The sequence below is a fragment of the Nocardia sp. NPDC019395 genome (assembly GCF_040632335.1).
Classification (GTDB): domain Bacteria; phylum Actinomycetota; class Actinomycetes; order Mycobacteriales; family Mycobacteriaceae; genus Nocardia.
Window position 1 is genome coordinate 46075 of sequence record NZ_JBEYBT010000016.1, and the last position, 26137, is coordinate 72211.

General features: G+C 66.7%; 24 protein-coding genes, 1 pseudogene and 1 riboswitch. Of the genes and pseudogenes, 13 read left to right on the top strand and 12 right to left on the bottom strand.

Features of this window, described 5'->3' with window-relative positions; genetic code table 11:
• Nucleotides 1-191: 191 nt before the first annotated feature.
• Nucleotides 192-1178 carry a sulfite exporter TauE/SafE family protein gene (locus ABZ827_RS25685; RefSeq protein ID WP_357241576.1) on the top strand — a complete coding sequence of 329 codons (987 nt, stop codon included), beginning with the start codon at nucleotides 192-194 and terminating at the stop codon, nucleotides 1176-1178.
• Nucleotides 1179-1290: 112 nt separating this feature from the next.
• On the opposite strand, the gene ABZ827_RS25690 is transcribed toward ABZ827_RS25685, so the two are convergent.
• Entirely contained in the window at nucleotides 1291-1653 is a 363-nt protein-coding gene (locus ABZ827_RS25690; protein WP_357241579.1) for a VOC family protein, read from the bottom strand.
• Between the two features lie 91 nt (nucleotides 1654-1744).
• Complete coding sequence (locus ABZ827_RS25695) at nucleotides 1745-3292, bottom strand: MFS transporter (protein ID WP_357241582.1); 1548 nt, start codon at nucleotides 3290-3292, stop codon at nucleotides 1745-1747.
• A 209-nt stretch (nucleotides 3293-3501) separates the two neighbouring features.
• Between ABZ827_RS25695 and ABZ827_RS25700 the strand changes: the two genes are divergently transcribed.
• Complete coding sequence (locus ABZ827_RS25700; protein ID WP_357241585.1) at nucleotides 3502-4758, top strand: serine hydrolase; 1257 nt, start codon at nucleotides 3502-3504, stop codon at nucleotides 4756-4758.
• Nucleotides 4759-4951: 193 nt separating this feature from the next.
• Here ABZ827_RS25700 and ABZ827_RS25705 read toward each other — a convergent pair.
• Nucleotides 4952-5929 (bottom strand): annotated as a pseudogene (locus tag ABZ827_RS25705) (SDR family NAD(P)-dependent oxidoreductase); the annotation flags it as partial.
• A 169-nt stretch (nucleotides 5930-6098) separates the two neighbouring features.
• Between ABZ827_RS25705 and ABZ827_RS25710 the strand changes: the two are divergent.
• From ABZ827_RS25710 to ABZ827_RS25725, 4 genes are read left to right on the top strand one after another with little or no spacing between them, the layout of a single operon-like run.
• Nucleotides 6099-6551, top strand: coding sequence for a hypothetical protein (locus ABZ827_RS25710; RefSeq protein WP_357241588.1), 453 nt, complete (start codon nucleotides 6099-6101; stop codon nucleotides 6549-6551).
• A gap of 8 nt (nucleotides 6552-6559) precedes the next feature.
• A complete protein-coding gene (locus ABZ827_RS25715; protein ID WP_357241591.1) occupies nucleotides 6560-9901 on the top strand; it encodes an error-prone DNA polymerase in 3342 nt (1113 codons plus the stop codon).
• A gap of 47 nt (nucleotides 9902-9948) precedes the next feature.
• Nucleotides 9949-10974 (top strand): DUF4349 domain-containing protein, encoded by a 1026-nt coding sequence (locus tag ABZ827_RS25720; RefSeq protein ID WP_357241593.1) that lies wholly within the window; start codon nucleotides 9949-9951, stop codon nucleotides 10972-10974.
• 9 nt (nucleotides 10975-10983) lie between these two features.
• Nucleotides 10984-11211: a DUF167 domain-containing protein gene (locus tag ABZ827_RS25725; protein WP_357241596.1), complete on the top strand. Its 228-nt coding sequence runs from the start codon at nucleotides 10984-10986 to the stop codon at nucleotides 11209-11211.
• Nucleotides 11212-11270: 59 nt separating this feature from the next.
• Here ABZ827_RS25725 and ABZ827_RS25730 read toward each other — a convergent pair whose 3' ends face one another.
• Nucleotides 11271-11735 carry a tRNA (cytidine(34)-2'-O)-methyltransferase gene (locus ABZ827_RS25730; RefSeq protein WP_357241599.1) on the bottom strand — a complete coding sequence of 155 codons (465 nt, stop codon included), beginning with the start codon at nucleotides 11733-11735 and terminating at the stop codon, nucleotides 11271-11273.
• 226 nt (nucleotides 11736-11961) lie between these two features.
• On the opposite strand from ABZ827_RS25730, the gene cycA reads away from it, so the two are divergent.
• Together cycA and ABZ827_RS25740 are read left to right on the top strand one after the other, a co-directional pair.
• On the top strand, nucleotides 11962-13434 hold the full coding sequence (gene cycA / locus ABZ827_RS25735; RefSeq protein ID WP_357241601.1) for a D-serine/D-alanine/glycine transporter: 1473 nt from the start codon (nucleotides 11962-11964) through the stop codon (nucleotides 13432-13434).
• Nucleotides 13435-13946: 512 nt separating this feature from the next.
• Entirely contained in the window at nucleotides 13947-14192 is a 246-nt protein-coding gene (locus ABZ827_RS25740; RefSeq protein ID WP_357241790.1) for a DUF3017 domain-containing protein, read from the top strand.
• 9 nt (nucleotides 14193-14201) lie between these two features.
• Here ABZ827_RS25740 and ABZ827_RS25745 read toward each other — a convergent pair whose 3' ends face one another.
• Nucleotides 14202-15302, bottom strand: a complete 1101-nt coding sequence (locus tag ABZ827_RS25745) for a homoserine O-acetyltransferase (protein ID WP_357241793.1) — start codon at nucleotides 15300-15302, stop codon at nucleotides 14202-14204.
• A 121-nt stretch (nucleotides 15303-15423) separates the two neighbouring features.
• A riboswitch (SAM riboswitch) is annotated at nucleotides 15424-15534 on the bottom strand.
• Between the two features lie 275 nt (nucleotides 15535-15809).
• Here ABZ827_RS25745 and ABZ827_RS25750 point away from each other — a divergent pair.
• Complete coding sequence (locus ABZ827_RS25750; protein WP_357241604.1) at nucleotides 15810-17027, top strand: NADP-dependent isocitrate dehydrogenase; 1218 nt, start codon at nucleotides 15810-15812, stop codon at nucleotides 17025-17027.
• 421 nt (nucleotides 17028-17448) lie between these two features.
• Here ABZ827_RS25750 and ABZ827_RS25755 read toward each other — a convergent pair whose 3' ends face one another.
• Nucleotides 17449-18537 carry a transglycosylase SLT domain-containing protein gene (locus ABZ827_RS25755; protein WP_357241607.1) on the bottom strand — a complete coding sequence of 363 codons (1089 nt, stop codon included), beginning with the start codon at nucleotides 18535-18537 and terminating at the stop codon, nucleotides 17449-17451.
• 235 nt (nucleotides 18538-18772) lie between these two features.
• Between ABZ827_RS25755 and ABZ827_RS25760 the strand changes: the two genes are divergently transcribed.
• Nucleotides 18773-20017, top strand: coding sequence for an acyl-CoA dehydrogenase family protein (locus ABZ827_RS25760; protein WP_357241610.1), 1245 nt, complete (start codon nucleotides 18773-18775; stop codon nucleotides 20015-20017).
• Nucleotides 20018-20392: 375 nt separating this feature from the next.
• Here the strand turns inward: ABZ827_RS25760 and ABZ827_RS25765 are convergent, their stop codons facing one another.
• The gene (locus ABZ827_RS25765; protein WP_357241613.1) at nucleotides 20393-21241 is read right to left on the bottom strand and encodes an alpha/beta fold hydrolase; all 849 of its coding nucleotides are present in this window, start codon (nucleotides 21239-21241) and stop codon (nucleotides 20393-20395) included.
• A gap of 57 nt (nucleotides 21242-21298) precedes the next feature.
• Between ABZ827_RS25765 and ABZ827_RS25770 the strand changes: the two genes are divergently transcribed.
• Genes ABZ827_RS25770 through ABZ827_RS25780 form a run of 3 tightly spaced genes read left to right on the top strand, consistent with a single transcriptional unit; the run spans nucleotide 21299 to nucleotide 23056 of the window.
• Entirely contained in the window at nucleotides 21299-22081 is a 783-nt protein-coding gene (locus ABZ827_RS25770) for an exodeoxyribonuclease III (RefSeq protein WP_357241616.1), read from the top strand.
• Nucleotides 22082-22091: 10 nt separating this feature from the next.
• On the top strand, nucleotides 22092-22571 hold the full coding sequence (locus ABZ827_RS25775; RefSeq protein ID WP_357241619.1) for a ribonuclease domain-containing protein: 480 nt from the start codon (nucleotides 22092-22094) through the stop codon (nucleotides 22569-22571).
• On the top strand, nucleotides 22571-23056 hold the full coding sequence (locus ABZ827_RS25780) for a barstar family protein (protein ID WP_357241622.1): 486 nt from the start codon (nucleotides 22571-22573) through the stop codon (nucleotides 23054-23056). Before ABZ827_RS25775 ends, ABZ827_RS25780 begins: the two co-directional genes overlap by 1 nt.
• A 53-nt stretch (nucleotides 23057-23109) precedes the next feature.
• Here the strand turns inward: ABZ827_RS25780 and ABZ827_RS25785 are convergent, their stop codons facing one another.
• The 5 genes from ABZ827_RS25785 to ABZ827_RS25805 all read right to left on the bottom strand — a co-directional run bounded on the left by ABZ827_RS25785 (nucleotide 23110) and on the right by ABZ827_RS25805 (nucleotide 25889).
• A complete protein-coding gene (locus tag ABZ827_RS25785; RefSeq protein WP_357241624.1) occupies nucleotides 23110-23382 on the bottom strand; it encodes a helix-turn-helix domain-containing protein in 273 nt (90 codons plus the stop codon).
• Between the two features lie 57 nt (nucleotides 23383-23439).
• The gene (locus ABZ827_RS25790; protein ID WP_357241627.1) at nucleotides 23440-24126 is read right to left on the bottom strand and encodes a TetR/AcrR family transcriptional regulator; all 687 of its coding nucleotides are present in this window, start codon (nucleotides 24124-24126) and stop codon (nucleotides 23440-23442) included.
• 127 nt (nucleotides 24127-24253) lie between these two features.
• Nucleotides 24254-25066 carry a hypothetical protein gene (locus ABZ827_RS25795; protein ID WP_357241630.1) on the bottom strand — a complete coding sequence of 271 codons (813 nt, stop codon included), beginning with the start codon at nucleotides 25064-25066 and terminating at the stop codon, nucleotides 24254-24256.
• Nucleotides 25067-25230: 164 nt separating this feature from the next.
• Complete coding sequence (locus tag ABZ827_RS25800; protein ID WP_357241633.1) at nucleotides 25231-25551, bottom strand: helix-turn-helix domain-containing protein; 321 nt, start codon at nucleotides 25549-25551, stop codon at nucleotides 25231-25233.
• An 8-nt stretch (nucleotides 25552-25559) separates the two neighbouring features.
• Nucleotides 25560-25889, bottom strand: a complete 330-nt coding sequence (locus tag ABZ827_RS25805) for a type II toxin-antitoxin system RelE/ParE family toxin (protein ID WP_357241796.1) — start codon at nucleotides 25887-25889, stop codon at nucleotides 25560-25562.
• Between the last annotated feature and the right edge of the window lie 248 nt (nucleotides 25890-26137).

Sequence of the window (26137 nt, forward strand, 5' to 3'; positions counted from 1 at the left end):
AAGGTTCGGGCAGGCACGGTCCAGCCTTACCAAGGGTGGGCGAGGTCGCTGGACGAATTTCGGTGATATGCCCATGACCTGCGGTTACTCCGGGACGGGAGTATTGCGTTCACGGTGATCGCAACCCGTGTGCCGGCGGCCGGCCCGTCGTACCCTCGGATGTCCGGTCCAGGGTTCGGGAGCACACCGTCATGATCAAGTTACTTGTTTTCACCCTTGTGGGTATCGGCGCGCAGATCGTCGACGGCACGCTCGGGATGGCCTTCGGCGTCACCGCGACGACGCTGCTCGTGCTCACCGGAACGGGAGCCGCGCACGCGAGCGCGGCGGTCCATTTCGCGGAGGTCGCGACCACGCTGGCATCGGGCATCTCGCATTGGCGTTTCGGCAATGTCGACTGGAAAGTGGTGTTGCGACTGGGGGTGCCCGGCGGTATCGGCGCCTTCCTCGGCGCGACCGTGCTGTCCAGGATCTCCACCGAGGCCGCCGAACCGGTAACCGCCGGTATCCTGCTGGCGATCGGTATCTTCCTGATCGCCAGGTTCTCCTCGCGGCCTCCGCTGGAACTCGCCGCCTCCGAGAAGTCCGCGCATTCCGCCAAGTTCCTGACCCCGCTCGGCCTGTTCGGCGGATTCATCGACGCCAGCGGCGGCGGTGGCTGGGGGCCGGTCACCACCAGCACGCTGCTGACCACCGGGCGGGCAGAACCCCGCAGGGTTATCGGCACGGTGAGTGCCTCGGAGTTCATCGTCTCGGCGGCTGCCAGCGTGGGCTTCCTGCTCGGACTGGGCTCGGATTTCTTCGACAACCTGCTGATCATCGCCGGCCTGGCGCTGGGCGGCGTGCTGGCCGCACCGCTCGCGGCGTGGCTGGTGAGCCGGGTGGCTCCGGCAGTGCTCGGTACCGGTGTCGGCGGTGTGCTGGTGCTGACGAACGCACGCACGCTGTTCAAGGCCTTCGATATCGAGGGCGCGCCGCGGACGATCTCCTATGTGGTCATCGCCGTGGTGGCGATCGCATTGACTGTGTACGCGTGGCAGAAATCGCGGGCGGCGAAGGCCGGGGAGCCGGTGGCGGTCGCGGAGAAGCCGGTGGATGCCACCGAACCGGCGCAGTCCGAGCCGGGCTCGCAAGGAACTGACGAGATCGACGCATCGGCGGAGGTGCCCGTCAGGTAGGGCTGCTTCCGGCGTCGCCCCGTCAGGGGATGACCGGAGGGGTGAGGGGTACGGCGCCCGCTTCTGGATCGACGGTCCGGAGGCGGGCGCCGGCTTGTGTGTGCGGCGTGGCTCAGTCGACCGGGGCGACGCGGATCAGGTTGCCGTCGGGGTCGGCGACCACGAAGGTACGGCCGAATACGGCGTCGTGCGGTTCCTGGACGACCTTCACGCCCTGCGCGACCCATTGTTCGAACTTCTCGTCGATCACCTCGGGCCCGCCGGGCAGGTTCAGGCACACTTCGCTGGTCCGGGGTACCGGCCGTTCCTGATCGGCGTGACCGCTCCACAACGCGAGATCGTTACCGCCGCCCAGGTCGAACGTGATGAAGCGCGGGGATACGAATTTCGCCGACATATCGAACAGGTCGGAGTAGAACCGGGCCGAGGCGGGTGCGTCGGTGACGTAGACGATGAACATGTTCGGTGTCGGCATGGCGGGCCTTTCGCGTCGAGCGGACCCGTTGAGAATGCCGGATGGGTCCGGCAAACGAGGGGAGGTCGTATGCGCCGTCGAGTCGGCCCGCTTACCGGTTCGCCAGCACAGGATCGTCGGCGACCGCGGGGGTGCCGCCGGTGACCCGGCCCGGCGCCCACGCACCCAGCACGAATGCCATCACGACCGTCAGGATTCCGAGTGCCAGCGAGGCCTGCTGGGCTCCGTGCACGAAGGCTTCCTTGGCGAAATCGGCCAGCGGGGCCGCGGCCGGCCCGGCCTGTTCGGTGACCTTCAGTGCGCCCGCGAGCGAATCACCGACTGGCTCGCGGGCCGCTTCGGGGAGGCTGGGCAGGGCGGGAGCGATCCGGTCGCTGTATCCGACGGCCAGGATGCTGCCGGAGACCGCGATCCCGATGGCCGCACCGACCTCCCGGGACGCATCGTTGACCGCGGACGCCACTCCGTGCTTCTCCGGGGGCGTGCCGTTGATGATGGCGGCGGTCGCGGGCGCGGTGCACAGTCCGAGCCCGGTGCTCAGGATCAGCAGCGGCCACAGGACATCGATATAGGTGCTGTCCACGGTGGTCCGCGAGACCAGGATCAACGCGGTGCCGACGCACAGCAGGCCGATCAGCGTCGGTAGCCGCAGTCCGAAACGCTCGGCCAGCCGCGGGGCGAAGATCGAGATACCGATGAGGGGCGCGATCATGGGTGCCATGGCCACGGCCGACATGAGCGGCGAATAGCCGAAGATCAACTGCATGTACTGGACGAAAAGCAGGAAATAGCCGAACGCCACCAGGAACTGCACACCGACGCTCACCGCGCCGCTGCCGAATCCGCGATCGGCGAACAGCCGGACATCCAGCAGCGGATGCGGCACCCGCAGTTCGACCGTCGCGAATCCCACCGCCGCGAGCACTCCGGCGCCGAACAGGCCGAGCACCAGCAGATCGGACCACCCGCGCACCGGCGCCTCGATCGCCCCGATCACCACGGCGCCGACCGCGATCGAGGCGGTGATCCCGCCCCAGAAATCCAGCGGCGGCCGCAGTTCGTCGACCGATTCGGGGACGGTGCAGCCCGCGACCGCCAGGACCGCGCCGGCCACCGTCATCGACAGGAAGATCGCCTGCCAGGACCAGGCTTCCAGCAGTAAACCGGAACCGAGAATGCCCAGGACCGCGCCGCCGCTGACGACGCCCGCCCACAGCCCTACCGCGACACCGCGCTTCTCGGCCGGGAACCCACCGGTCAGCAGCGACAAGGTGGACGGCATGACCAGCGCCGCGCCCACCCCCGCGACCGCGCGGGAAGCGATGATCCAATGCGGCGCGTCCAGGGCCAGCGGTATCGCGGACGCGATCGCGAAGACCACCAGTCCGAGCACCATCATGATCCGGCGGCCGAACCGGTCGCCGAGGGCGCCGGAGAACAGCACGAGGCAGGCGAGCGCGAGGGTGTAGCCGTCGACCACCCAGGTGAGCTGTTGCTGGGTGGCACCGGTATCCGCGGCGATCTCCGGGAGTGCCGTGTAGAGCGCGGCCATCGCGGCGATCACCAGTGCGACAGCCATGGAAGACAAGGTCAGCAGCCAGATATGTGCCCGGGACAGGCGCGTACTCGCGGACGTCATGGTCACCTCTCGACGGCAGGAACAAGCGTTTGCTTCTCGAATGATCAGAGCACAATTCTCGCGGGGCGCAGTCGGTGATCTCTGTCACGGTATCGTTCGGGCAGGTCGCGGCGGTAATCGACGGGTGCTGGGGCGGAACATCCGCGGGGATATTCCCGGCGCGAATTCGGTGCCCGCCCGTCCCGGCGCGCGTGGCTACCCTGGGGCAGGTGAAGGCAGATACCGCACTCCTGGTCCCGGTCGCCGCCGAACTCGACGAGATCACCAGCGTCGGTCCGGAAGTGGATCCGGCCGACGCCGGATTGTCCGGCGCGGATATCGCGGCGATCTGGGAGTCGGTACGCGCCTGGTACCGGGTGGGTAGTACCCCGGCAATCCAGGTCTGCCTGCGCCGCAACGGGAAGGTCGTACTGAACCGGGCGATCGGCCACGGCTGGGGGAACGCCCCGGGGGAGGGACCGGAGGTCGAGCGCGTCCCGGTGACCACGGAGTCGCCGTTCTGCGGATTCTCCACCGCGAAAGGGGTTTCCGCGGCGGTGGTGTTCATGCTGATCGAACAGGGCGCCTTCGGCTTCGACGACCGGGTCAGCGAGTACATCCCCGAATTCGCGGCGAACGGTAAAGCCGCGATCACCATCGGTCAGGTGCTCACTCATTCGGCCGGAGTGCCGTTCGTGACCCCGCCGTACCGGGGGCACGAAATGGTTTTCGACGAAGAGCTGTGCCTGCGCGGCCTGGCCGATCTGAAACCCAGTTATCCGCCGGGCAAGTTCCGCGTCTACCACGCGCTCACCAGTGGGTTGATCCAGCGGTTGCTGGTGCAGCGGGCCACCGGGAAACGTATCCGGGACCATCTGGCCGAACAGGTACTGGACCCGTTGGGTTTCCGGTGGACCAACCTGGGGGTGCGCCCCGAGGATGCCGACGCGGTGGTGCCGAGCGTGAAAACCGGGCCGCCGCCGTCGCGGATCGCCTCGTTCGTCGCGGGTAAGGCGCTCGGCGGCGGTTTCGCCGCGGACGTGGTGAACAAGGATTCCCATCGCGCGTTCCTCACCGCCGAACTGCCCTCGGGCAATCTGGTGACGACCGCGGCCGAACTCGCGCGTTTCTACGAGATCCTGGCGCGCGGCGGCGAACTCGACGGTGTCCGGATCATGCGCCCGGAAACCGTGCGCGAGGCATTGCGGCCCGCATCCCGGGTTCCCGGTGTCGCCGGGCGGGTGAGCCGCGCCGGATACGAATTGGGCGGTCGCCGATCGAAATTCGGCCGCGATACGACCGCGCATTTCGGGCGCAGCGGTTTCACCACCCAGTACGGCTGGGCCGATCCCGCACGGGGGCTCGCCGGAGCGATCCTCACCAGCGGTAAATCCTCGCTGGACGGTAACCGGCCGTGGAAACTCGTCGCGCAGATCTCGGCCGCGTGCCCGCAGACGCCGCCGGCGCAGCGGGTCTTCGACCTCTGAGCGCCCCGGCCCGGTGAGGGCAGACGACGATCGTCGAGATTTGGTGCCGGAGTACCCGATCCGTCACCCAGCGCGGGGTCGTTCGGCCCACGCTACGGGGGCGATCAACTCCGGGTCCGTATCCAGCACGGCTTCCTGCTCGTCACCGGCGGTCGGTATTGCTGTTCCAGGCTGTCCGGAGCCGTCTCTGGAATCACCAGTGCGTCCCCGGGACCCAGCGGGCGGCCCGGCGAAGGGCCGCCCCCGTGCCGCGTACCGCTCGTGCCCGGGTGCGGGGCAGCGGGCCGGCCCGGCGCGGGGTCCTGGGTTCGGGGAGTTCGTCGCTTTCGGTGGCCTCCGCGGTGTCGGGGACCATGGTGAGCTGCGGCTGGGGGAGGGGTTCGGCTTGTTCGCCACGAGCGGCCGGTGAGTCGGGGATCATCCGGTAGTAGCGGTGCAGGACCAAATCGCGGATACGCGGGGCGAACAGCGCACCGTATTCCCCGAGGGTGCCGACGGGGACATCGATCCGCCGGGGGCGTTCGGTGAGTGCCCGCACGATGGTCGCGGCCGCCCATTCCGGTGATTCGGCCCGTCCCTGATCGCCGGTGGGCGCGATCATCGGGGTACGGACGAGCGGCAGATGAATGGTGGTGAAGCCGACCCCGTCGGCCATCGTCTCCACCGCCGCTACCTCGGCGAATTTGTCCAGAGCGGCTTTACTGGCCAGGTATGCGGAGTACCGGGGGACGGCCACCTGCACGCCCGCGCTGCTGATATTGACGATATGGCCGAATTTCCGCTCCCGCATCTGCGGGAGCAGGGCCAGGGTGAGGCGCAGCGCCCCGAAATAGTTGACCGCCATCGTGCGCTCGTAATCGTGCAGCCGATCGGTGGAGCGATGGATGGCCCGGCGGATGGAGCGGCCGGCGTTGTTCACGAGCATATCCACCCAGCCGTGTTCGGCCAGCAGCTTGTCCAGCGTCGCCTCGACCGAGGCGGAGTCGGTGATATCGCAGGGGTAGCCGTGGGCGGCGCCGCCGCCGGCACGGATCTCGTCCACCACCGCGGTGAGCTCGTCCGCGCGCCGGGCGAGCAGGAGAACCACCGCGCCCTTCTCCGCGACCGCCACCGCCGCCGCCCGCCCGATCCCGGAGGAGGCGCCGGTGATGAGGACGTGCCGCCCGGTGAGGTCGCGTTTGTTGCGGTGGGTTCCGTTTCCGCTCATGAAATGCCCCTCTGTCCAGGTCGTTCCCGGCCGAACTTACTCCAAAGTAAGAAAGCGCGCCAGGGTCGAATGTATTCGAAAACAAGTTCGATCGACTGCCTCGAGATTCGAACATATGTGCGATACTCGACCCATGACGGACGATCGGATGGCGGATATATATGCCGCGGTGCGGCTCGGCGGCGCGAATCGGGAGGCGGCGCGGCAAGCGCTGCAACTGCTATGGGATCAGCTCGGTACGGACGGTGACCCGCTGTACCGGAGCGTGGTCGCCCACCACTTGGCGGATGTCCAGGACACGGCCGAGGGGGCGCTGCTCTGGGACACCCGGGCGCTCGACTCGGCATTCGTGCCCGGTACTCCGCTCGGCGAAGGTCTACTCGGCTTCCTGCCGTCGCTGTACCTGAGCCTGGCCGACAGTCACCGGCTGGTCGGCGATTTCGACGCGGCGCGGATGCAACTGGCCCTGGCCAAGGGGCATGCGAACGTACTCGCCGACGATGCCTACGGGCGAGTGATCCGGGCCGGGGTGGATCATGTCGCGATCCTGCTGGATGCCGAATCCACCGAACGAGTGGCCTGCTGAGGCGGCATATGGGATGGAGTAACGGCCCACCCAGCTGGGCGGAGATGGAGCGGGTCCTGTCCGGCCGGGCGAAACCCGGACAGGCCCCTGGCGACGGCGGCGACGCCCCGGCATGGAGTAACAGCCGCGGGGAGTACCGCGCCGAACCGGTGGCCCCGCCGTCCGGCCCGGTGGTTCCCTACGCGGAACTGCACGCACATTCGGCGTTCAGTTTTCTCGACGGTGCCTCACCGCCGGAGGAAATGGTCGCCGAGGCCGCGCGGCTCGGGTTGTCGGCGATCGCGCTCACCGACCACAACGGGTACTACGGAGTGGTGCGGTTCGCCGAAGCCGCGGCCGAATACGGGATGCCCACGGTCTACGGGGCGGAACTCACCCTCGTGGAAACCGTTTCCCCGCAGACCGATTCGGCGCACCGCACCGGTGTGGATTCGGCGCCCCGCACCGGTGCCCCCGACCCCGGCGGGGAACATCTGCTGGTACTGGCGCGCGGGAAGGAGGGCTACCGGCGGCTGTCCCGGCAGCTCGCGGCCGCGCATATGGCGGCCGGGGAGAAAGGGATCCTGCGCTACGACCTCGACACGCTCACCGCGGCCGCCGGCGGGCACTGGCAGATACTCACCGGCTGCCGCAAGGGCCGGGTACGGCGGGCGCTGGAACAGGATCTGGCCGCGGGTGGGCCGCCGGTGCGCGCCGAGGCGGCCCTGCGCGACCTGTGCGAGCGTTTCGGTGCCGACCGGGTCGCGGTGGAACTCACCCGGTACGGCCTGCCGGTCGACGACGAGTACAACAGTGCGCTGGCTGCTGTAGCGCAGCGGGCCGGGGTACCCGTGGTGGCGACCACCGGCGCCCATTTCGCGACTCCGCAGCGCGGTCGCCGGGCTGCCGCGCTGGCCGCCATCCGGGCCCGGCGCAGCCTCGACGATATCGCCGGCTGGCTCGCCCCCACCGGCGGCACCCATCTGCGTTCGGGTGCGGAGATGGCGCGATCGTTCGCGGAATTCCCGGCAGCCGTATCGAATTCGGTGCTGATCGCGCGGGAATGCGCGTTCGATCTGCGGTTGATCGCGCCGCGGCTACCGCCGTTCGATGTGCCCGCCGGCCACGACGAGAACTCCTGGCTGCGCGAACTCACAATGCGCGGCGCCGCGGACCGATACGGGCCGCCGAGCCGGAAGCCGGCCGCGTACCGGCAGCTCGAACACGAACTCGCGATCATCGCCCGGCTGGGTTTCCCCGGCTATTTCCTGGTGGTGCACGATATCGTGCGGTTCTGCCACGAACACGACATTCTGTGCCAGGGAAGGGGTTCGGCCGCCAATTCCGCGGTCTGCTTCGCCATCGGGATCACCAATGTGGACCCGGTCGCCAACAAATTGCTGTTCGAACGCTTCCTCTCCCCGGAACGGGACGGGCCACCCGATATCGATATAGATATCGAATCGGATCGCCGTGAAGAGGCTATCCAGTACGTGTACCGCAGATACGGCCGGGAGAACGCGGCGCAGGTGGCGAATGTGATCACCTATCGCGGGAAATCCGCGGTGCGCGATGCCGCCCGCGCACTCGGTTTCGCCCCCGGCCAGCAGGACGCCTGGAGCCGGCAGGTGAGCCGGTGGACCGGTGTCGGCGCGGAAACCGGCACCGATATACCCGAACCGGTGCTGGCGCTGGCCGCCGATATCGAAGGCCTGCCCCGGCATCTGGGTATCCATTCCGGCGGGATGGTGATCTGCGATCGGCCCATCGCCGATGTATGCCCGGTGGAATGGGCGCGGATGCCCGGACGCAGCGTACTGCAATGGGACAAAGATGATTGCGCCACAGCGGGATTGGTGAAATTCGACCTTCTGGGCCTGGGTATGCTTTCAGCCCTGCACTACATGATCGACCTGGTGCGTGAACATATCGGGGTGACGGTCGAACTGCACACCCTGGACCTCACCGAACCCGCCGTGTACGAAATGCTTTCCCGGGCGGATTCGGTCGGGGTCTTCCAGGTGGAATCACGTGCGCAGATGGCGACCCTGCCCCGGCTGAAACCGGAGAAGTTCTTCGATCTGGTGGTCGAGGTCGCGCTGATCCGGCCCGGCCCCATTCAGGGCGGTTCGGTACATCCGTTCATCCGCCGCAAGAACAAGGTGGAGAAGGTCACCTTCGACCACGAAGCGCTGCGGAACTCGCTCGAACGCACGCTCGGCGTACCGCTGTTCCAGGAACAGCTGATGCAGATGGCGGTCGATGTCGCGGGATTCACTCCGGCCGAAGCCGACCAGTTGCGCCGGGCCATGGGGTCGAAACGGTCCCCGGAGAAGATGCACCGGCTACGCGGCCGGCTGTACCAGGGAATGCGCGATCTGCACGGGATAACCGGCGAGCTCGCCGACCGTATCTACGAGAAACTGCTCGCCTTCGCGAATTTCGGTTTCCCGGAAAGTCATTCACAGAGTTTCGCGGCCCTGGTGTTCTATTCCGCGTGGTTCAAACTGCACTATCCCGCGGCGTTCTGTGCCGGATTGCTGCGGGCGCAGCCGATGGGTTTCTACTCACCGCAATCACTGGTCGCCGATGCGCGTCGGCACGGGGTGGCGGTGCACGGCCCGGATATCAATGCCAGCGCGGCCGAAGCCACGCTGGAAAACCAGGGCACCGAGGTACGGCTGGGGCTGGCGGCGGTGCGTGCCATCGGATCGGAACTCGCGGAAAAGATTGTGGTGGCGCGCGCGGAAAGTGGCCCCTATACCTCTTTTCTCGATCTCACCGGCCGGGTGGAAATGACTGTCCCGCAAGCGGAATCGCTGGCCACGGCAGGTGCTCTGCGCGGATTGGGATATTCCCGGCGGGAAGCGCTGTGGGCGGCCGGAGCGGCCGCGGGGGAACGCTCCGACCGGCTCCCCGGGACAGGGGCCTCGACCAGCACTCCCGCCTTACCGGGGATGAGCGAACTCGAACATGCCGCCGCGGATGTCTGGGCGACAGGGGTCTCGCCGAACAGCTATCCCACCCAGTTCCTGCGGCCACGCCTGGACGCGCTCGGGGTGATCCCGGCGGCCGGTCTGCTCGCGGTGCCGGACGGGACCCGGGTACTGGTCGGCGGGGCGGTCACGCACCGGCAGCGCCCGGCCACGGCCGGCGGGGTCACCTTCCTGAACCTGGAGGACGAAACGGGCATGGTGAATGTGGTGTGCTCGGCGGGCTTGTGGACTCGTTACCGCCGGACAGCCCAGGGGGCTTCGGCTCTGCTGATCCGGGGACGGGTGCAGAATGCGGAAGGCGCGGTGAGTATCTATGCCGAATATCTGCGCAGACTGGATATGCGCGTAGGTTCGCGCTCCCGGGACTTTCGCTGAATCGCGCTTTCTCCCTGAATACCGCATGCCGGCACTACGCTGCGAGCATGCGAAAGCTCGGGGTGTTGTTCGTGGTTCTGTGTGCAGCGGTGCTGCCGGTCGGCTGCGGTAGTGATTCCGAATCCCTCTCGAAGGATTCAACGGCCGTCGAAGGAGGTGCGCCGGCCGCGACTCCGGGATTCCGCACCCAGCAGGCGCCGAGCCGGGAACAGGCGCCCGCACCGGACAACGGAGAGCAGGTCACCGAGCGTAAGGAGGTTGTGACGGGGACGGTGGAGCTCACCGCCGACAACCCGATCGCCGCCGCGCAGACCCTCACCGACCGGGTGGCCGAGCTGGACGGGCGTATCGATCAACGCACCGAGAACCCGGGCACCGACGACACCGACCCGCACGCCAACCTGGTGATCCGGATCCCGGCCGGTGAAACCGAGGCGTTCATCAACGGTCTCGGCGAGGTCGGGGAGGTCACCGAGGTCAGCACGAACCGCGACGATGTAACTCTGCGGTGGCAGGATCTCGATGCCCGGATGACCGCCCTGCGCGCCTCCGTCGACCGGCTCCGCGACCTGATGGCGCGTGCCGCCAACACCGCCGACCTCATCGCCGCCGAGGAAGCGCTGGCGGACCGGCAGGCCGAACTCGACAGCCTCACCGGGCAGCGGCGTTACCTCGACGACCAGATCACCCTGTCCACGCTGACCATCGATATCGGCACCACCGCCGAGAAGAAAGGTGACACCGGGCCCTCGAACTTCTGGGACGGTGTGGTCGACGGCTGGAACTCGCTGGTCGACTGGCTGAAGGACGCCGTGGTGTTCGTCGGGCAGGCAGTGCCGTGGCTGGCGTTCATCGCCGTGGCCGCCGGGATCGTCGCGGCGATCGTCCGGCTCTTCCGGGGCCGGGCTGCCGGTCGCCGCGCGAGCGCCGGGCCGGCCGGTCCCGCGGCTACTTCCGCCGATACCGGCACCGGGGCGGTGAAAACCAGCACCGACACCGGGGGTGTGCAGACCACCGAGCCCGGGACCGCTCCCGAGCTGTCGGACAAGCCCGGCGAATCGGCCGGGGAATAGCGGCGTCGCGTGCCGGTCACAGTCCACGCGGTGATCAAGCCGAACAGCCGTAAGGGTCCGCTGGTGGAAGAGCTCCCCGACGGCACCCTGCAGCTCTGGGTCCGGGCGCCGGCGGTGGAAGGTCAAGCGAACAAGGCCGCCGTCGAACTGCTCGCGACGCATTTCGGGGTACCGAAGAGCGCGGTGCGGCTCACGGCCGGCGCGACAGCACGGCATAAGCGGTTCGAGATCGACTGATTCCGAGGGCGGGTGCCGGTCGGCTCCGGGCCCGCCGCCGCCTCCGCCGTCCGGGCGGACTAGACCGCGCCCGGGAATCCGTGCTGGCGCCACGCCTCGTATACCGCCACCGCCGCCGCGTTGGCCAGGTTCATCGAGCGCCGTCCCGGCAGCATCGGGATCCGCACCTCTGCGGTGATGTGTTCGTCCGCGAGGACCTCGCCCGGTAGACCGGTGGGTTCCGCGCCGAACAGCAGCACGTCACCGGGCCGGTAGGCGATGGCGGTATACGCGGTGCCGGCCCTGGTCGTGAACGCGAAAACCCGTTCGGGGCGCAGCCGCGCCCAGGCGGTGGCGAGATCGGGGTGCACGGTCACCGAGGCCAGATCGTGGTAGTCCAGCCCCGCCCGCCGCAGCTTGGCCTCCGACATATCGAACCCGAGCGGCTCGACAAGATGCAGTTCACTGCCCGTGCCGGCGGCGATCCTGATGGCGTTACCGGTGTTCCCCGGTATCCGGGGCTCATGGAACATCAGCTTGAACACAGCAGGTCAGCTTGTCACGGGTGGCCGCCCGATCCGGTGCCGGGTGGGGCGATCTACGCTGTGGCCGGACCGGCGCACACCACCGGCGAACCGCACCTCGGCCGTCGCCGGGCACGCGGACGCCAATAGGCTGCACCGGCGTGCGGTAGCCCCGCTCACACTGCACGAGGTTGTGGTTGATGATCGAATGGGCTGTCCGACTGATTCCCGGAGGGAGAACAGGAACATGGCCGTGTTGCAGGGCCAGGGAAACACTGGGGACGATGCGTACGGGGGCGGTCCACACAAAGAGCCGGGACTGCGCCGGCAGTTGGCGAATCGACATATCCAGCTGATCGCGATCGGCGGCGCGATCGGCACCGGGCTTTTCATGGGGTCGGGTAAGACCATCTCGCTCGCCGGCCCCTCGGTGATCCTGGTCTACATGATCATCGGCTTCTTCCTCTTCTTCGTCATGCGGGCGATGGGGGAGGTGCTGCTTTCCAATTCCAGTTACAAGTCGTTCAGCGATTTCGCGGGTGACCTGCTCGGGCCGTGGGCGGGGTTCTTCACCGGCTGGACCTATTGGTTCTGCTGGGTGGTCACCGGTATCGCCGATGTGGTCGCGATCGCCGGGTACGTGCGGTTCTGGTGGCCCGGCATAGATCTGTGGATACCGGCGCTGATCTGTATCGCGGTGCTGCTGGTGCTGAACCTGCCGACGGTGCGTGCCTTCGGAGAAACCGAGTTCTGGTTCGCGCTGATCAAGGTGATCGCCATCGGCGCGCTGATCGTGACCGGGCTGGTCATGGTGATCACCGGGTTCACCGGTGACGGCGGAACCCCCGCATCGCTGGCCAACCTGTGGAACGACGGCGGCTTCTTCCCGACCGGACCCATGGGTTTCGTGGCCGGATTCCAGATCGCGGTGTTCGCGTTCGTCGGTATCGAACTGGTGGGCACCACCGCCGCCGAGGCCAAGGATCCCGAGCGCACTCTGCCGCGTGCGGTGAACTCGATCCCGGTCCGGATCCTGCTGTTCTATGTCGGCGCTCTCCTCGTGATCTGCGCGGTGACCCCGTGGCGGCAGGTATCGCCGGACGAGAGTCCGTTCGTGGCGATGTTCACCCTGGCCGGACTCGGTATCGCGGCGAGCGTGGTCAATTTCGTGGTGCTCACCAGCGCCACCTCCAGCGCCAACTCCGGTATCTACTCGACCTCCCGGATGGTGTACGGGCTGGCCGGTGACGGTGACGCTCCGGCGCTGTTCGCCAGACTGTCCCGGCGCCGGGTCCCGGCCAACGCGCTGCTCTTCTCCTGCGCGTTCCTGCTGATCGGGGTGGTGCTGCTCTACGCCCAGTCGATCGTCGAAGCGTTCACCGTGGTCACCACGATCTCGTCGCTGTGCTTCATGTTCGTCTGGACGATGATCATGGCCAGCTATCTGGTCTACCGGAAGCGCCGCCCGCATCTGCACGCCGCATCGACCTTCAAGATGCCCGGTGGGATCCCGATGGTCTGGGCGGTCCTGGCCTTCTTCGTGTTCATCGTCTGGGCCCTGACCCAGGAGAGCGACACCCTGCAGGCCCTGCTGCTGACCCCGATCTGGTTCGTCGTACTGGCCCTCGCCTATCTGGTTGTGCGGCGCACCCCGCACCATGCCGCGCTACGCGAGCAGCATCGCCAGAAGGTTCTCGCCGAGACCGACGCGTTGGGCTGAGCTTTCGGCGCGCCGGCGCGCGCGGGGTTTCGGCCCCCTTGGGCCCTGCCTTCGGCCCTCGAGACTCGCGGCTGCGCCGCATGCGCTTCGAGGACTGAAGGCAGGGCCGGGCCAAAACCTCTCAGGGCCTCGTAGGACTCGGCGGCGCCGCTGGGCACGTTCGGTTGGTCCATGAGCTGACCCCTCCGAGTGCCGAGGGTTCGGTGTCGCCGCTGGTAGGGTCACCCTCCGCGGTCACGGCTGCCACCAACCGACCCGCGTGCCGCGAGCACGGACCCTCGAGCCGGACGGTACGAGCCGCACCTGCTGGCCGCGGTGACCGCCGGCTGCCCGCACTGCCCGCGGGGCTTCGCGTGGACATTCGGCCTGATCGGCCCCAGTACGAACCGGTCACGCGGACCTGACCGGCGGCATCTGGAACAATCGCATCCGTGACCGACGCCGAGACTGTGACCGAGGACCATCCCGGCACCGGCAGCCGCCTGGCCGTGTTCCTGCGCTGCCATCTGCCGATGGTTGTGGTTGTCGCGGTGATCGCGGTGGCCGTGGTTTTCGTCGCGCAGGATCGGTGGCGGCGCGGGGCTTTCTTCTTCGGCGGCGCGACGCTGATCGCCGCCGCGTTCCGGCTGTGCCTGCCGACCCTGCGGGTAGGTCTGCTCGCGGTGCGCAGCAGACCGTTCGATGTGGGTGCGCTGACCCTGCTGGGTGGTGCGATCGTCTTCCTCGCCGCCACGATCAATACGCTCGGCGTGGGCTGAACCGGCTGCTCAGCGGCTGGAGCGGGCCAGATCCATCGTCTGATCCAGCAGTTTGCCGATGGCCTCGGCTTCGGTGAGGAACGCGTCGTGGCCGTCCCGGGAGGCGATGATCTCGAAATGCCGGCAGCCCGGCAGCCCGTCCGCCAGCTCCCGCTGGGTGTGCAAGGGATACAGCCGGTCGGAGTCGATACCGCCCACGATGCACGGCACCTGGCAGCTCGCCATCGCCGCGTCGATCCCGCCGCGACCGCGCCCGATATCGTGGCGGTTCATCGCCTCGCTGAGCAGCACATACGTCGAGGGGTCGAAACGTCTGCCCAGCTTCTCGGCCTGGTATTCGAGGTAGCTCTGCACGGCGTATCGGCCGCCGTCCCAGGGATCCTCACCGGTCTGCGGGCTGTTGGCGAACCGGCTGTCCAGTTCGACCTCGGTGCGATAAGTAAGGTGCGCTATCCGCCGCGCGATGCCCATCCCGGCCATCGGCGCGCGGCCGGTGCCGTGATAGTTCCCGCCCTGCCAGTCGGGGTCGCTGGTGATGGCGGCGATCTGGGTGGTCTGCGTCCCGATCTGATCGGCGGTGGCGCGGGCGCCGACCGCGAGGATCAGCGCCGAGGCGATGCGTTCGGGTGCGAGGAGCATCCATTCCAGCACCCGCATCCCGCCCATCGACCCGCCGACCGCAGCGGCCAGACGGTCGACGCCGAGCAGATCGCACAGTCGTAGTTCGGCGCTCACCTGATCGCGGATGGAGATCTCCGGGAACCGCGCCCCCCAGGGCATCCCGTCCGGGTGGGGCGACGCGGGCCCGGTGCTGCCCTGACAGCCACCGAGCACATTGGTCGCGACCACACACCACTCGTCGGTGTCGATGGGCGCCCCCGGCCCGATCATTCCGTTCCACCACCCGGGCGACGGATTATCCGCATCCGGTTCGCCCACCACATGGGAGTCGCCGGTCAACGCATGCTCGATCAGCACCACGTTGTCCCGGGCCGCCGACAGTTCCCCCCACCGCTGCACGACCAACTGAACACCGGGCAGCTCGGCCCCGTTCTCCAGCGTGATATCGCCGATATCGATCAGACCGCGGGTGCCGCCGTCCGGGGGCAGCTGCGCGACGGGTACGTCCGTGACTGGTTTGCTCCCCACCTTCACGCGATGACTTCCACTAGCCCCGCGCCGCCGAAAGCGGCGCCGAAAGTACAGCACCGGCACATAACGGTGACCTCCTGACGTGCGCTTGCTCCCGGCTTTCGGGAGCCCGGTCATCACCCGGAGCACCCCGCCGCAGCAGGAGGGTTGCCGACCAGCGAGCCGGGGCTTGGCGCTGGCGCTCATGACCTGCTCAACATGGTAGCGGTGTGCTCTGGCGTACCGAAATCGGCATATGTCCCCACCAGGTAATCTTGTGGCGCGGTTCACCCGTGTGAAATTTCACGACCGGGGCTGGCTGCACCGTGAGATCACCCGAAGCAGTACGCTCGTCTTGGTTACACCAGACGTCTCGTGGACAACGCGGGATGTATACGTTGTCTATTGAACAGCTGGGGTCCGCTCACAAGCGTGTTCGCCTGGCCGTGCAATGAGGGCACCAGTCTTAGGAGGACACGAAGATCCATGTCCAAGATCAAGGTTGAAGGCACCGTCGTAGAACTCGACGGCGACGAGATGACCCGGATCATCTGGCAGTTCATCAAGGACAAGCTGATCCACCCGTACCTCGATGTGAACCTCGAGTACTACGACCTCGGCATCGAGTACCGCGACAAGACCGACGACCAGGTCACCGTCGACGCCGCCAATGCCATCAAAGAGCACGGTGTGGGCGTCAAATGCGCCACGATCACCCCCGACGAGGCCCGGGTCGAGGAATTCGGTCTCAAGAAGATGTGGCGGTCGCCCAACGGCACCATCCGCAACATCCTCGGCGGCACCATCTTCCGCGCGCCGATCATCATCTCCAACGTTCCGCGCCTGGTGCCCGGCTGGACCAAGCCGATCATCATCGGCCGTCACGCCTTCGGTGACCAGTACCGCGCCACCGACTTCAAGGTCTACGAGGCCGGCACCGTCACCCTCACCTTCACCCCGGAAGACGGCAGCGAGCCGATCGTGCACGAGGTCGTGAAGATGCCCGAGGACGGCGGCGTCGTGATGGGTATGTACAACTTCAAGAAGTCCATCGAGGACTTCGCGCGCGCCTCGTTCAACTACGGGCTGCAGCAGAACTACCCGGTCTACATGTCGACCAAGAACACCATCCTGAAAGCCTATGACGGCATGTTCAAGGACACCTTCGAGGCGGTGTTCGAGGCCGAGTTCAAGAGCGAGTTCGAGGCCGCCGGTCTCACCTACGAGCACCGGCTGATCGACGATATGGTCGCCTCCTCCATGAAGTGGGAGGGCGGCTACGTCTGGGCCTGCAAGAACTACGACGGTGATGTGCAGTCCGATACCGTCGCGCAGGGCTTCGGTTCGCTGGGCCTCATGACCTCCGTACTGCTCACCCCGGACGGCAAGACCTGCGAGGCCGAGGCCGCGCACGGCACGGTCACCCGGCACTACCGCCAGCATCAGCAGGGCAAGCCGACCTCGACCAACCCGATCGCGTCGATCTTCGCCTGGACCCGCGGCCTCGAACACCGCGGCAAGCTGGACAACACCCCCGAGGTGATCGGTTTCGCGCAGACCCTCGAGGACGTGGTCATCAAGACCGTCGAAGGCGGCCAGATGACGAAGGATCTCGCCGCACTGGTCGGCGGCGACCAGGGCTACCTCACCACCGAGGAATTCCTCGCCGCGCTCGACGCCAACCTGGCCCGCGCGCTCAAGTAAGTAGTACCCGGAAACGACCTCGCCTCCGCGGCGTCGGCATGAGATCCGCATGCCGATTCCCAGGGAGGCGGGGTCGTGGTTTCCGTGCCGCAGCCGGACCGCCGGAGATGTGTGAATGGACTGGTCGAGATGCGGACCTCCACAGCGCTGCGATATCGGTCGGCAGAGCCGGGAGGAGCGGGCCACCGGCGAGGTCGCAGGAGGGCAGGCGGTCCAGCCACCGGAGCAGCAGTCCGCCGAAATCCTCGCCCTGCGTCCACTGTTCGAAGAACATACTCGGCCGGACTGGGTATCGAGGGGCCAGCCCCCTTGCCTGGTACGACAGCGTTGTGTCGCGACTCGGCGGATACGCGAGCATGCCACCCGGTCTTGATTTTCGTCGACTCGGGATCGCCGCTTCCCTCGGCGCGAGCGTGGCCGGTCAGTAGTTTGTGTAGTCTCCGGTGCTGTTCAGGGACTTCATGCCGGGCGTATTTTCCAGCGATCCGTAGCGACTGATTGCGTACCGGGTGCCTGCGATGATGTTGTCGACCGGATTCCAGATGTCCTTGTGGCCGGGTAGGGAATGAGCATCGAAGGTGGGGTCGATGCACTGCATGATCCCCTTGGACGGAGTCCCCTTTTCCCAGTTGCTGTCCCAGTCGTTCAGTGCATGGGGGTTGCCGCTGGACTCTTTCTCGATCATGGTGGCGATGATGGCGGCGTCTGATTCGTCGACCGGGACACCGTTCTCCTGCATGATTTTTATCGCCTCGTTGATCCATTCCGCCACCTCGCCCTCGGGCTTCGTGAGGGGCGGTCCGCCGGATCCGGCGGACATACCACTGCCACCGGCGTCGTCGCTCATCAGCGAAGAGCTCGGTGATCCGCCGCCGATGGGCACCCCGGGAGATCCGCCGAGACCGCTGTAATTGTTGTTGGTCGGGGCCGGCTCGTCACGGTTGATCTTGAGTGCCTGGGCCGCCGCCTGATCAGAAACGCCGGTGACCTGTCCGTAGGTCTTGTCCAAGGTATCCCAGAGCCCATTGAAGAGCCTGTCCACGGAAGCCTTGGGCATTGCCTGCTGCTCATTGCCGTTCGCATCCAGCACCGGTTCGCCGTTCTTGGTCACCGTGTATACCGAGGCGTTGGCGTCCTTGATCGTTTTGTTGAGTTCACCGACCGAGGTTTCGATGGCGTCGTAGGCATCCGTGACTGCCTTGCCGATCTCGGCCGTCTTCACGGGAATGCCGCCGTCTTTCTCCTTGTAATCGTCTTTGACCCGGTTCACCTCGTCCTTGTGCTCGTTGTAGCGATCGAGCATCTCCGACTGGTTCTCGGGCTTGGCGATTCCTTCTCCGCGCAGCAATTCCTGCAGGTCAGGGGCTTTGGATGGAGTGCCCGACCCCAGTAGCTGGATCTGTCGTTGAATAACTCCCTCGGCCAGCGGGAACAGAAATTTCAACCCCTTGGGCGCGCACGGATGAAGGGGTATCAGATCGCCCATCTTCTTGGTGCCGGCAGGGCTCATCAGCGTTCCGCTCTCACCTGGGAAGGAATACTCGACACGACCCCATTATCGGATGTCCCCGGACGTGGGAACTGCTGTCCGGTCGGGCCGCGGCTTGCGCCGGCCGGTGGATTTCGTCGGAGTTCTTCGGGAGCGCAGCGCTGTGGGCCGGGAACTGGCAAGCTGTCAACAAGGCGCTCGTGCTGCGCCCCTGGATTTACGCTGTAACACTGCTGGTGATACCGGAGGGACGACGATGTTCGAATGGTCCGATACCGACCTCATGGTCCGCGACGCGGTCCGCACTTTCATCGATAAGGAAGTACGGCCCCACCTCGACGCGCTGGACAGCGGGGAGATGCTGCCCTATCCGGTGCTGCGCAAGCTGTACGCGGACTTCGGTATCGGCGCCATGGCCGAGGAAGGCCTGAACAAACAACTGGCCGCGAAGCGTGCGGCCGCGGAAGGCGGGGAAAAGCCGGCTTCGGGGGAGAAGGACCAGGGCGGCGGATTCGATCAGCAAACGATGATGGCCGTGGTGACCAGTGAACTATCGGGCGTGTGTATGGGCCTGTGCAGTTCGCTGGGCGTCAGCACCGGGCTCGGCGGCGCCACCATCCTGTCCCGCGGCACGCTCGCGCAGCAGGAGCGGTGGGTGCCCGATATCGTCAGTCTCCGCAAGATCGCGTGCTGGGCGATCACTGAACCCGATTCCGGGTCCGACGCCTTCGGCGGTATGAAGACCTATGTCCGCCGTGATGGTGACGACTACATCCTCAACGGTCAGAAGACATTCATCACCAACGGTCCGTTCGCCGACACTCTGGTCGTCTACGCGAAACTCGACGAGGGCGACGGCACCCCCGCCCGGGACCGCAAGGTCTTGACGTTCGTGCTCGACAAGGGCATGCCGGGCCTTACCCAGGGCAAACCGTTCAAGAAGATGGGCCTGCACGCTTCCCCGACCGGGGAGTTGTTCTTCGACAATGTGCGCCTCGGCCGCGACCGCTTGCTCGGCGAAACCGAGGAACACCGCGGCGGTGACGGCCGCGAGAGCGCCAAATCCAGTTTCGTGGCGGAACGCGTCGGTATCGGCTTCATGGCCCTCGGCGTGATCAACGAATGCCTGCGGCTGTGCACCGAATACGCCCGCAACCGCAAGCTGTGGGGTCAGGAGATCGGCCGGTTCCAGCTCATCCAGCTCAAACTGGCGAAGATGGAGGTCGCCCGGATCAATGTGCAGAACATGGTCTTCAACATCATCGAACGCGGGAAAGCCGGTAAACCACTGAGCCTTTCGGAGGCCTCCGCCGTAAAACTGTATTCTTCGGAAACCGCCACCGAGGTCGCGATGGAAGCCGTGCAACTCTTCGGCGGCAACGGCTACATGTCGGAATACCGCGTCGAACAACTCGCCCGCGACGCCAAATCCCTCATGATCTACGCCGGCAGCAACGAGATCCAGGTAACCCACGTAGCGAAGGGCCTCCTCGGAACCTGATCCCCGCGCCCCCGCCCCACCCCACCCCACCTTCCCGGGTGGGGCCCGCCCGGTTCTGGAGCGACCAGAGCGAAGGAGCGCAGCGACTGAGCGCCGAGAGTGAAGAACCGGGTTAATAGGGCCCCGCCCTCGAGCCGCGGAGCGGCTCCAAAATTACAGCCCGCCCCTTCACGGAAGGTCTACGCGGAATGCTTCCAGGGATGGTCTTCGCCGAATGCTTCCAGGGGTGATCTTCGCCGGGTGGTCTACACCGAGAGCAGCGACAGATGGACCTCGGTGAGAGCTTCCACGGCTGGTCCACGCCGAGAGCAGAGCTGATGGGCCCCGACCCACGACATCAGAGGCGACGCCGAAGCCACAGCTCGCGGCGCGCGATTACACGGCCCGCAGGTGGTCCCGGCTCGCATAGACGTGCTCCGCGATGAGGTTCGCAACCCGTTCCGGCGCCTCGAGCATCGGCACATGCCCCGCCCGGTTCAGCATGATCCGGTCCGCCGACTCCGGCAGTTCGCGCAGGAACCGGCGCCCGTGCACCGGCGCGGGCAGAACCCGATCCGAATCCGCCAGGATCACCCGGACCGGAGTCGTCAGGTCCGACATATCCGCCAGGGACGGTCCGCGCAGAGTGCCCGCGGTCAGCGCCGCGAGTGCGGGGCAGTGTATGGCCGCCAGGACCACAGCCTCGATATCCGCCCGGGACACCGCCCGCGTGTTCTTGGTGAGCAGATGCGCCATGGCCCACCGGACGATCCGGCTCTCGACCGGGAAACCACCCAACTGCCTGAGTATTTCGGCGATCGGGATCATCGGCGCGATCTTCGCCGCGGCGAGAACCTGTGTCGCCGACGGAGTTTTCCAGCCCCCGGCCGGCGCGATGGCCGTGAGCGTGCGGGCCCGGCCGCGTCGTGCCAGTTCGAAACCGACCCAGCCGCCCAGCGAATTCCCGGCGATATGGCAGGTTCGCCAGCCGAGATCGTCCAGTTGCGCCTCGACTCGATCGGCGAGGGTGGCGGCCGAATAGTGGCCGTCCGGCAGCTCCGGTCCACCCCAGTGCCCGGCGAGTGCGGGGGCGAAGACCTCGCAGCGGGCTGCCAGCAGATCGGCGGTCTGCTCCCAGCAGTGCGGCGAGAGGAGGACACCGTGGAGTAGCAGCAGCGGGGCGCCCGATCCCAGGTGCAGAGCCGTGACAGGCTCGGGTGCTGTGGTTGCGGAGGTGCCTGACATCGACGTCACCACCCCTTCCTGGCAAGTAGCGGTGACTTGTCATTGTACGGTCGGTTGGTGCCGTACATCCTCTCCACCGTCAACGTCAATGGTGTCCGGGCCGCCGCCGGAAAGGGCCTGCTGGCCTGGCTGGGCCGGACCGAGGCCGATATCGTCTGCCTGCAGGAGACGCGCGCCGACGATACCCAGATCGCCGCCGCCCTCGCCCCGGCGCTGGCCGAGGGCTGGCAGCTGGCGCATGCCGAGCCCGGTTCGAAGGGCCGGGCCGGTGTCGGGATCCTGTCGCGCCGGCCGATGCGGTCGGTACGGGTCGGGGTCGGGCCGGACAGCGAATTCCTTTCCACCGGAAGGTATATCGAGGTCGAATTCGACGATGTGACCGTCGCCAGTGTGTACGTGCACACCGGCGAGGCGGATACGCCCCGCCAGGACGACAAATACCGGTTCCTCGACGAGATCGCCGCCCGGATGGCCACGCGCACCGGCGCTTTCGTTATCGCGGGTGACTGGAATATCGCGCACACCGAGCGGGACCTGAAGAACTGGAAGGGCAATCTGAAGAAATCCGGTTTCCTGCCCGCCGAACGCGCCTGGCTCGACCGGCAGCTGGCCGCCGGATATGTGGATGTGGTGCGCAAACTTCATCCGGAGGGGGATGGTCCGTTCAGCTGGTGGTCGTATCGTGGGCGCGCGTTCGACAACGACACCGGCTGGCGGATCGATTATCAGCTGGCGACGCCGGAGGCGGCCGAGCGGGCGAAACAGGCCGTGGTCGAACGCGCCGCGACCTATGCCGAGCGCTGGTCCGATCATGCTCCGGTGACCGTTCAGTATCGATGAAGGGGAAACTGTGCGCGCGAGAGTTATGAAGATCCTGTCGGCGGTGGGCGCTGTCGTGGTGGCGATCGTCGTCGCCCTGCTCAGCACCCAAGGGGGCGGGGACGAGAGCGGATCGGCGGCCCCGGCATCCTCGCCGGGTGCAATCGCTTCCTCGACCGTGAGTGCCCCGGGTGGTGCGACAGACGCTCCGATGGCGTCGCGGACGTCCGGTGTACCCGAGCGTGCGTACGTGACCCTCGCGGAGATCGATGCGGGCCGCTGGCCGGATTCGGCGAACGCGCCGGGAACGAAGGGCGGTATCGACTTCCGGAACCGGGAGGGCCGGCTGCCTGCTACGGACGGCTCCGGAAAGAAGATCGCCTATCAGGAATGGGATGTGAACCCGAAGAAGGCCGGCCGGTCCCGCGACGCGGAACGGATCGTCACCGGCAGCGACGGTTCGGCCTGGTACACCGGCGACCACTACGACACCTTCACAAGGATGCGCTGATGCCCGAACCCCTCGCGCTCGCGGATTTCCTGGACTTCTCCTACGACGCCGAGCTCCGGCCGTCCAGGGATCACTTCACCGCCCTGGGCGCGGTGGATGTGGACGCGGCCGAGTTCAGCCGGGTCCGCTATCAGGCACCCGAGGGGTTCCAGGTGCGCGAACTCCGGGGCAGCCGGATGCGCACTGTGCCCGCACTCTTCGACGAATTCGCGGCGGCCCTGCAATTCCCGTATTACTTCCGGCCGAACAAGGACGCGTTCGACGAATGCCTGCTGAACCTCGAGGACACCCTCGGGGAGGCGGCCGGCTATGTGCTGGCGATCCGCGACGCGCACGAGTTCCTCGCGGACACACCGGGAGAACGGGAATGGTTCGCATCGGTGGTCGAGGACTGCGCGGATTTCTGGCCGTCGCGCGAGGTGGTTTTCCGGGTCGTCCTGCAGGGCGAGCCCGTGGGAGTGACCGCGGTCCTGCTTCGGCTCTGAACGATCGACTTGTGTTGATGCGCTCAGCGCATCCACTCCTACGGCGTTTGCACTCAGGCAGCGTCGGTGTGGTGGCTGGTGAAGTTCACTCGGGTCTCGCCCGCGTCGAGGGCAATATTGAGGGTGGCGTCCAAAGCATCGGCGAGCTTGGCCAGCAGGGGCAATGTCGGCACGGTGTCGGAGCCCTCGATGCGCGAGATTTTGGCTTGGGTGAGACGGGCGCGTTCGGCGAGTTCGGACTGGGTGAGTCCGAGCTCGGTCCGGCGGTCGTATACGGCTCGAGCCAATGCCATGGAGAGCCGGATTTCACGGCGAGCCTCGGCCACATCGTCGGGCTCGGTGTAACCCTCTGCGAGCTTCCGTTCCCGGAGGGTCTTCCAGCGCTATCTGATGGACGGTCGTGGTTTCTCGTCGGTATCAGCTGGGGACAACGTCGGATTGTCGCGGCGGGCGAAGTCCTCGCCCAGGAGGACGAAGACGTCGGTGGTGTAGTCGATCAGGGTGTCGCGGGTGATCGACAGGTCACCACGGACCCAGCTGGCCAGGGTTTGGACCAGGCCGCCCACCAGGTACGTGGCGCGGAAATCGATGACGGGATCCGGTGCCGGGTCGGTGACGCCGTAGAACTCGATCCCCTCACTGGCCACGAGCCTGGCGAAGATCCGGATGGTTTCGGTGGTGCGGGCGCGTAGTTGCGGGGTGGCCATGGCGGCGACCATGGTGACCTCGGTTTTGCGGGGATCGTCGGTGAGCAGGTGGATACCGGCGGTGATCGCGGCGTGCGCTTTGTCGCGGGAGTCACCGGTCGCGGTGTGTGCGGCGGCGCTGATCGCCAGGACCAGCTCCTCGGCGATACTGTCGACCAGAGCGGTGAGCACATCGTCGCGGCTGCCGAAGCTCTCGTAGTAGTAGCGCTCGTTCAGGCCCGCCTGGGTGCACATTCCCGTCACTGTCAGCTTGTCCAGGCCCTGGGTCCCGATGATCTCCAGCGCCGCGTCCAGGAGCGCCGCCCGTCGCTGGGCCCGCCGTTCCTCTGCGGACAAACCGCCATAGGTGCGCTGCGCTGCCATCTCTAAATGATGGGGGGTCGGTGACTTGTATGCGTCGGCGGGTCCTGCGCGGTCCGGGTTACGACATCGGGTTCTGTGCGGCCGCCGGCGAGTTTGCGCTCGTATCGGCCCTTCCGCCGTGCGTGGCTCAGCGGTTCGGTTCCCCGTGGGCCAGCGCAGCCTGCCATCGGTCGAGTGATCGCGGCGTCCCGAGTTCGGTGCGTGCGGCGGGGTTGTCGGCGTAGTAGGTGAGGAAGCGGAGGAGCTGGTGCCCGTCCACCGCCAGCCGGGGGCATTCCACAACGATGCTTCCGGTTCGCGCCGGCCGATCGAGCATCCAGATCTGGCGCCGTCGGTTTCCGGTCGGAAGCTGCGGTGTGGTGGCTCGCTGACTCCAGCGTGTGCCGTCCGATCCAGCGACGAGTATCAGCGGGCTCTGCTCGAAGGCGGCGATCACCCGGGGAGTGTCGGCCCAGGGCATCCGGGTTCGAGAACCCCACCCCTCGTGGATGATTTCTTCGGTGGTCAGCACGACCCGACCGCGCCCCAGCCTGCCGGCCAGCGCGAGGGCCGGGGCGGACGCGCTGCAAAGTCCGAGGCAGGCGAACAGCAACGCCAAGGGCCAGTGCGTACGCCAGGCCGCGATCGCGGTTTCGACTCCGGCGGCGAGGAACAGAACCGCGAAACAGAACCAGATCAGTTGGTACAGAACAAGATAAACGACCGACCCGGGGATGATGGTCGCGTCCTTACCGTCCGCCGCGCCCAGCACGACCGGGCCCGGCCGTCGTGTAGGCACGAAGTTCGCATACGTCCCCGTCGCCACGACAACGGCCATCGTGAGGCCGAACCAGGGTACATACTTGGCGACAACGTGCGCTGTCTGGTCCCCGCTTCGCCACATGAGCACGGCCACGGCGGCACACAGTAGAACCAGGCAGGTCAGGAAGATCGTGGACACGACTCGCTTTCGCGCGGTCCCACGCGCCGCGAGCCACGGACTCGGATAACCGGGCGGGTCAGAAGAGCGCATTCCATGCCTTCGAGACCCCGCCACCGATGGCTTCGCCTGTCGATTCCAGCGCTTGCGCTCCGCCGTCGATGGACAACGAACTCCGGTCGCGCTCACTGCAGGGCGAGTATATCGCCGTTCCCGAACTCGGCCACCACTCGCAGACGACCGCCGACAGCGCGGACATAGGCAGCCAGTGTGCCGAGTTCGGCATGAGATATATCGCCGCGCTCGATGTTGGACACCCGTGCCTGCGAGACTCCCATCTCCTGTGCGATCTCGACCTGAGTGCGAGCCTGGGACTTGCGAACCTGCGCCAGCCGGTATGCCCGCTGCGCAGAATCGATCTCAGCCCGCGCCGCTGCCATACCGCCGGGGTCGATCAGGCCACGGGCATGCGCTTCGGCTTTGATGTCCTCCCAGTTACGTGCCATGGCTTGTTTCACCTGTCCTTTTCTCTCTCTATGAGCCACTGTTCGTAGCGGGCTTCGGCCACCGGAATGTTGTCGGTGTACCACTGCTGCCACTGTCCGGCCTTATCTCCTGCGACAAGCAGGATTGCCTGCCGGTCGGGGTCGAATACGAACAGGATTCGGAAGCTGGTCGCCTGCGGTCGTAGCTCTTTCATGTTGTGTAGCCGCGATCCCTTGATGCGGTCGGACAAAGGCCGTCCGAGCGTCGGCCCTTCGTCGGCGAGCGTATCGATCGCCGCGCCGACCCGGTTGGCGTCGGCGGAGGGCAGGGCGAGAAACCATTGCTCCACCTGGTCCATCAGGATCACGTTCCACACCCTCGGTGTATATCCCACGCATTATATAACGTACAGGTTATCTAGATTCGGGTGTCAGGTCATTCGATTGGTCCCCGGCGAGGTATGGGAGGTCGTATCAACTGCTTCCCGGCTGGGCGCTGCCGGGATTCCCGCAGTGGGGCGCTGCTCGCTGCCGACCCGTGGCCCGGTGGGGTCGATCTCCGGACCGTGGAACTGGTGGTTGGTCTTGCCAGAAATCGGAAACTGGT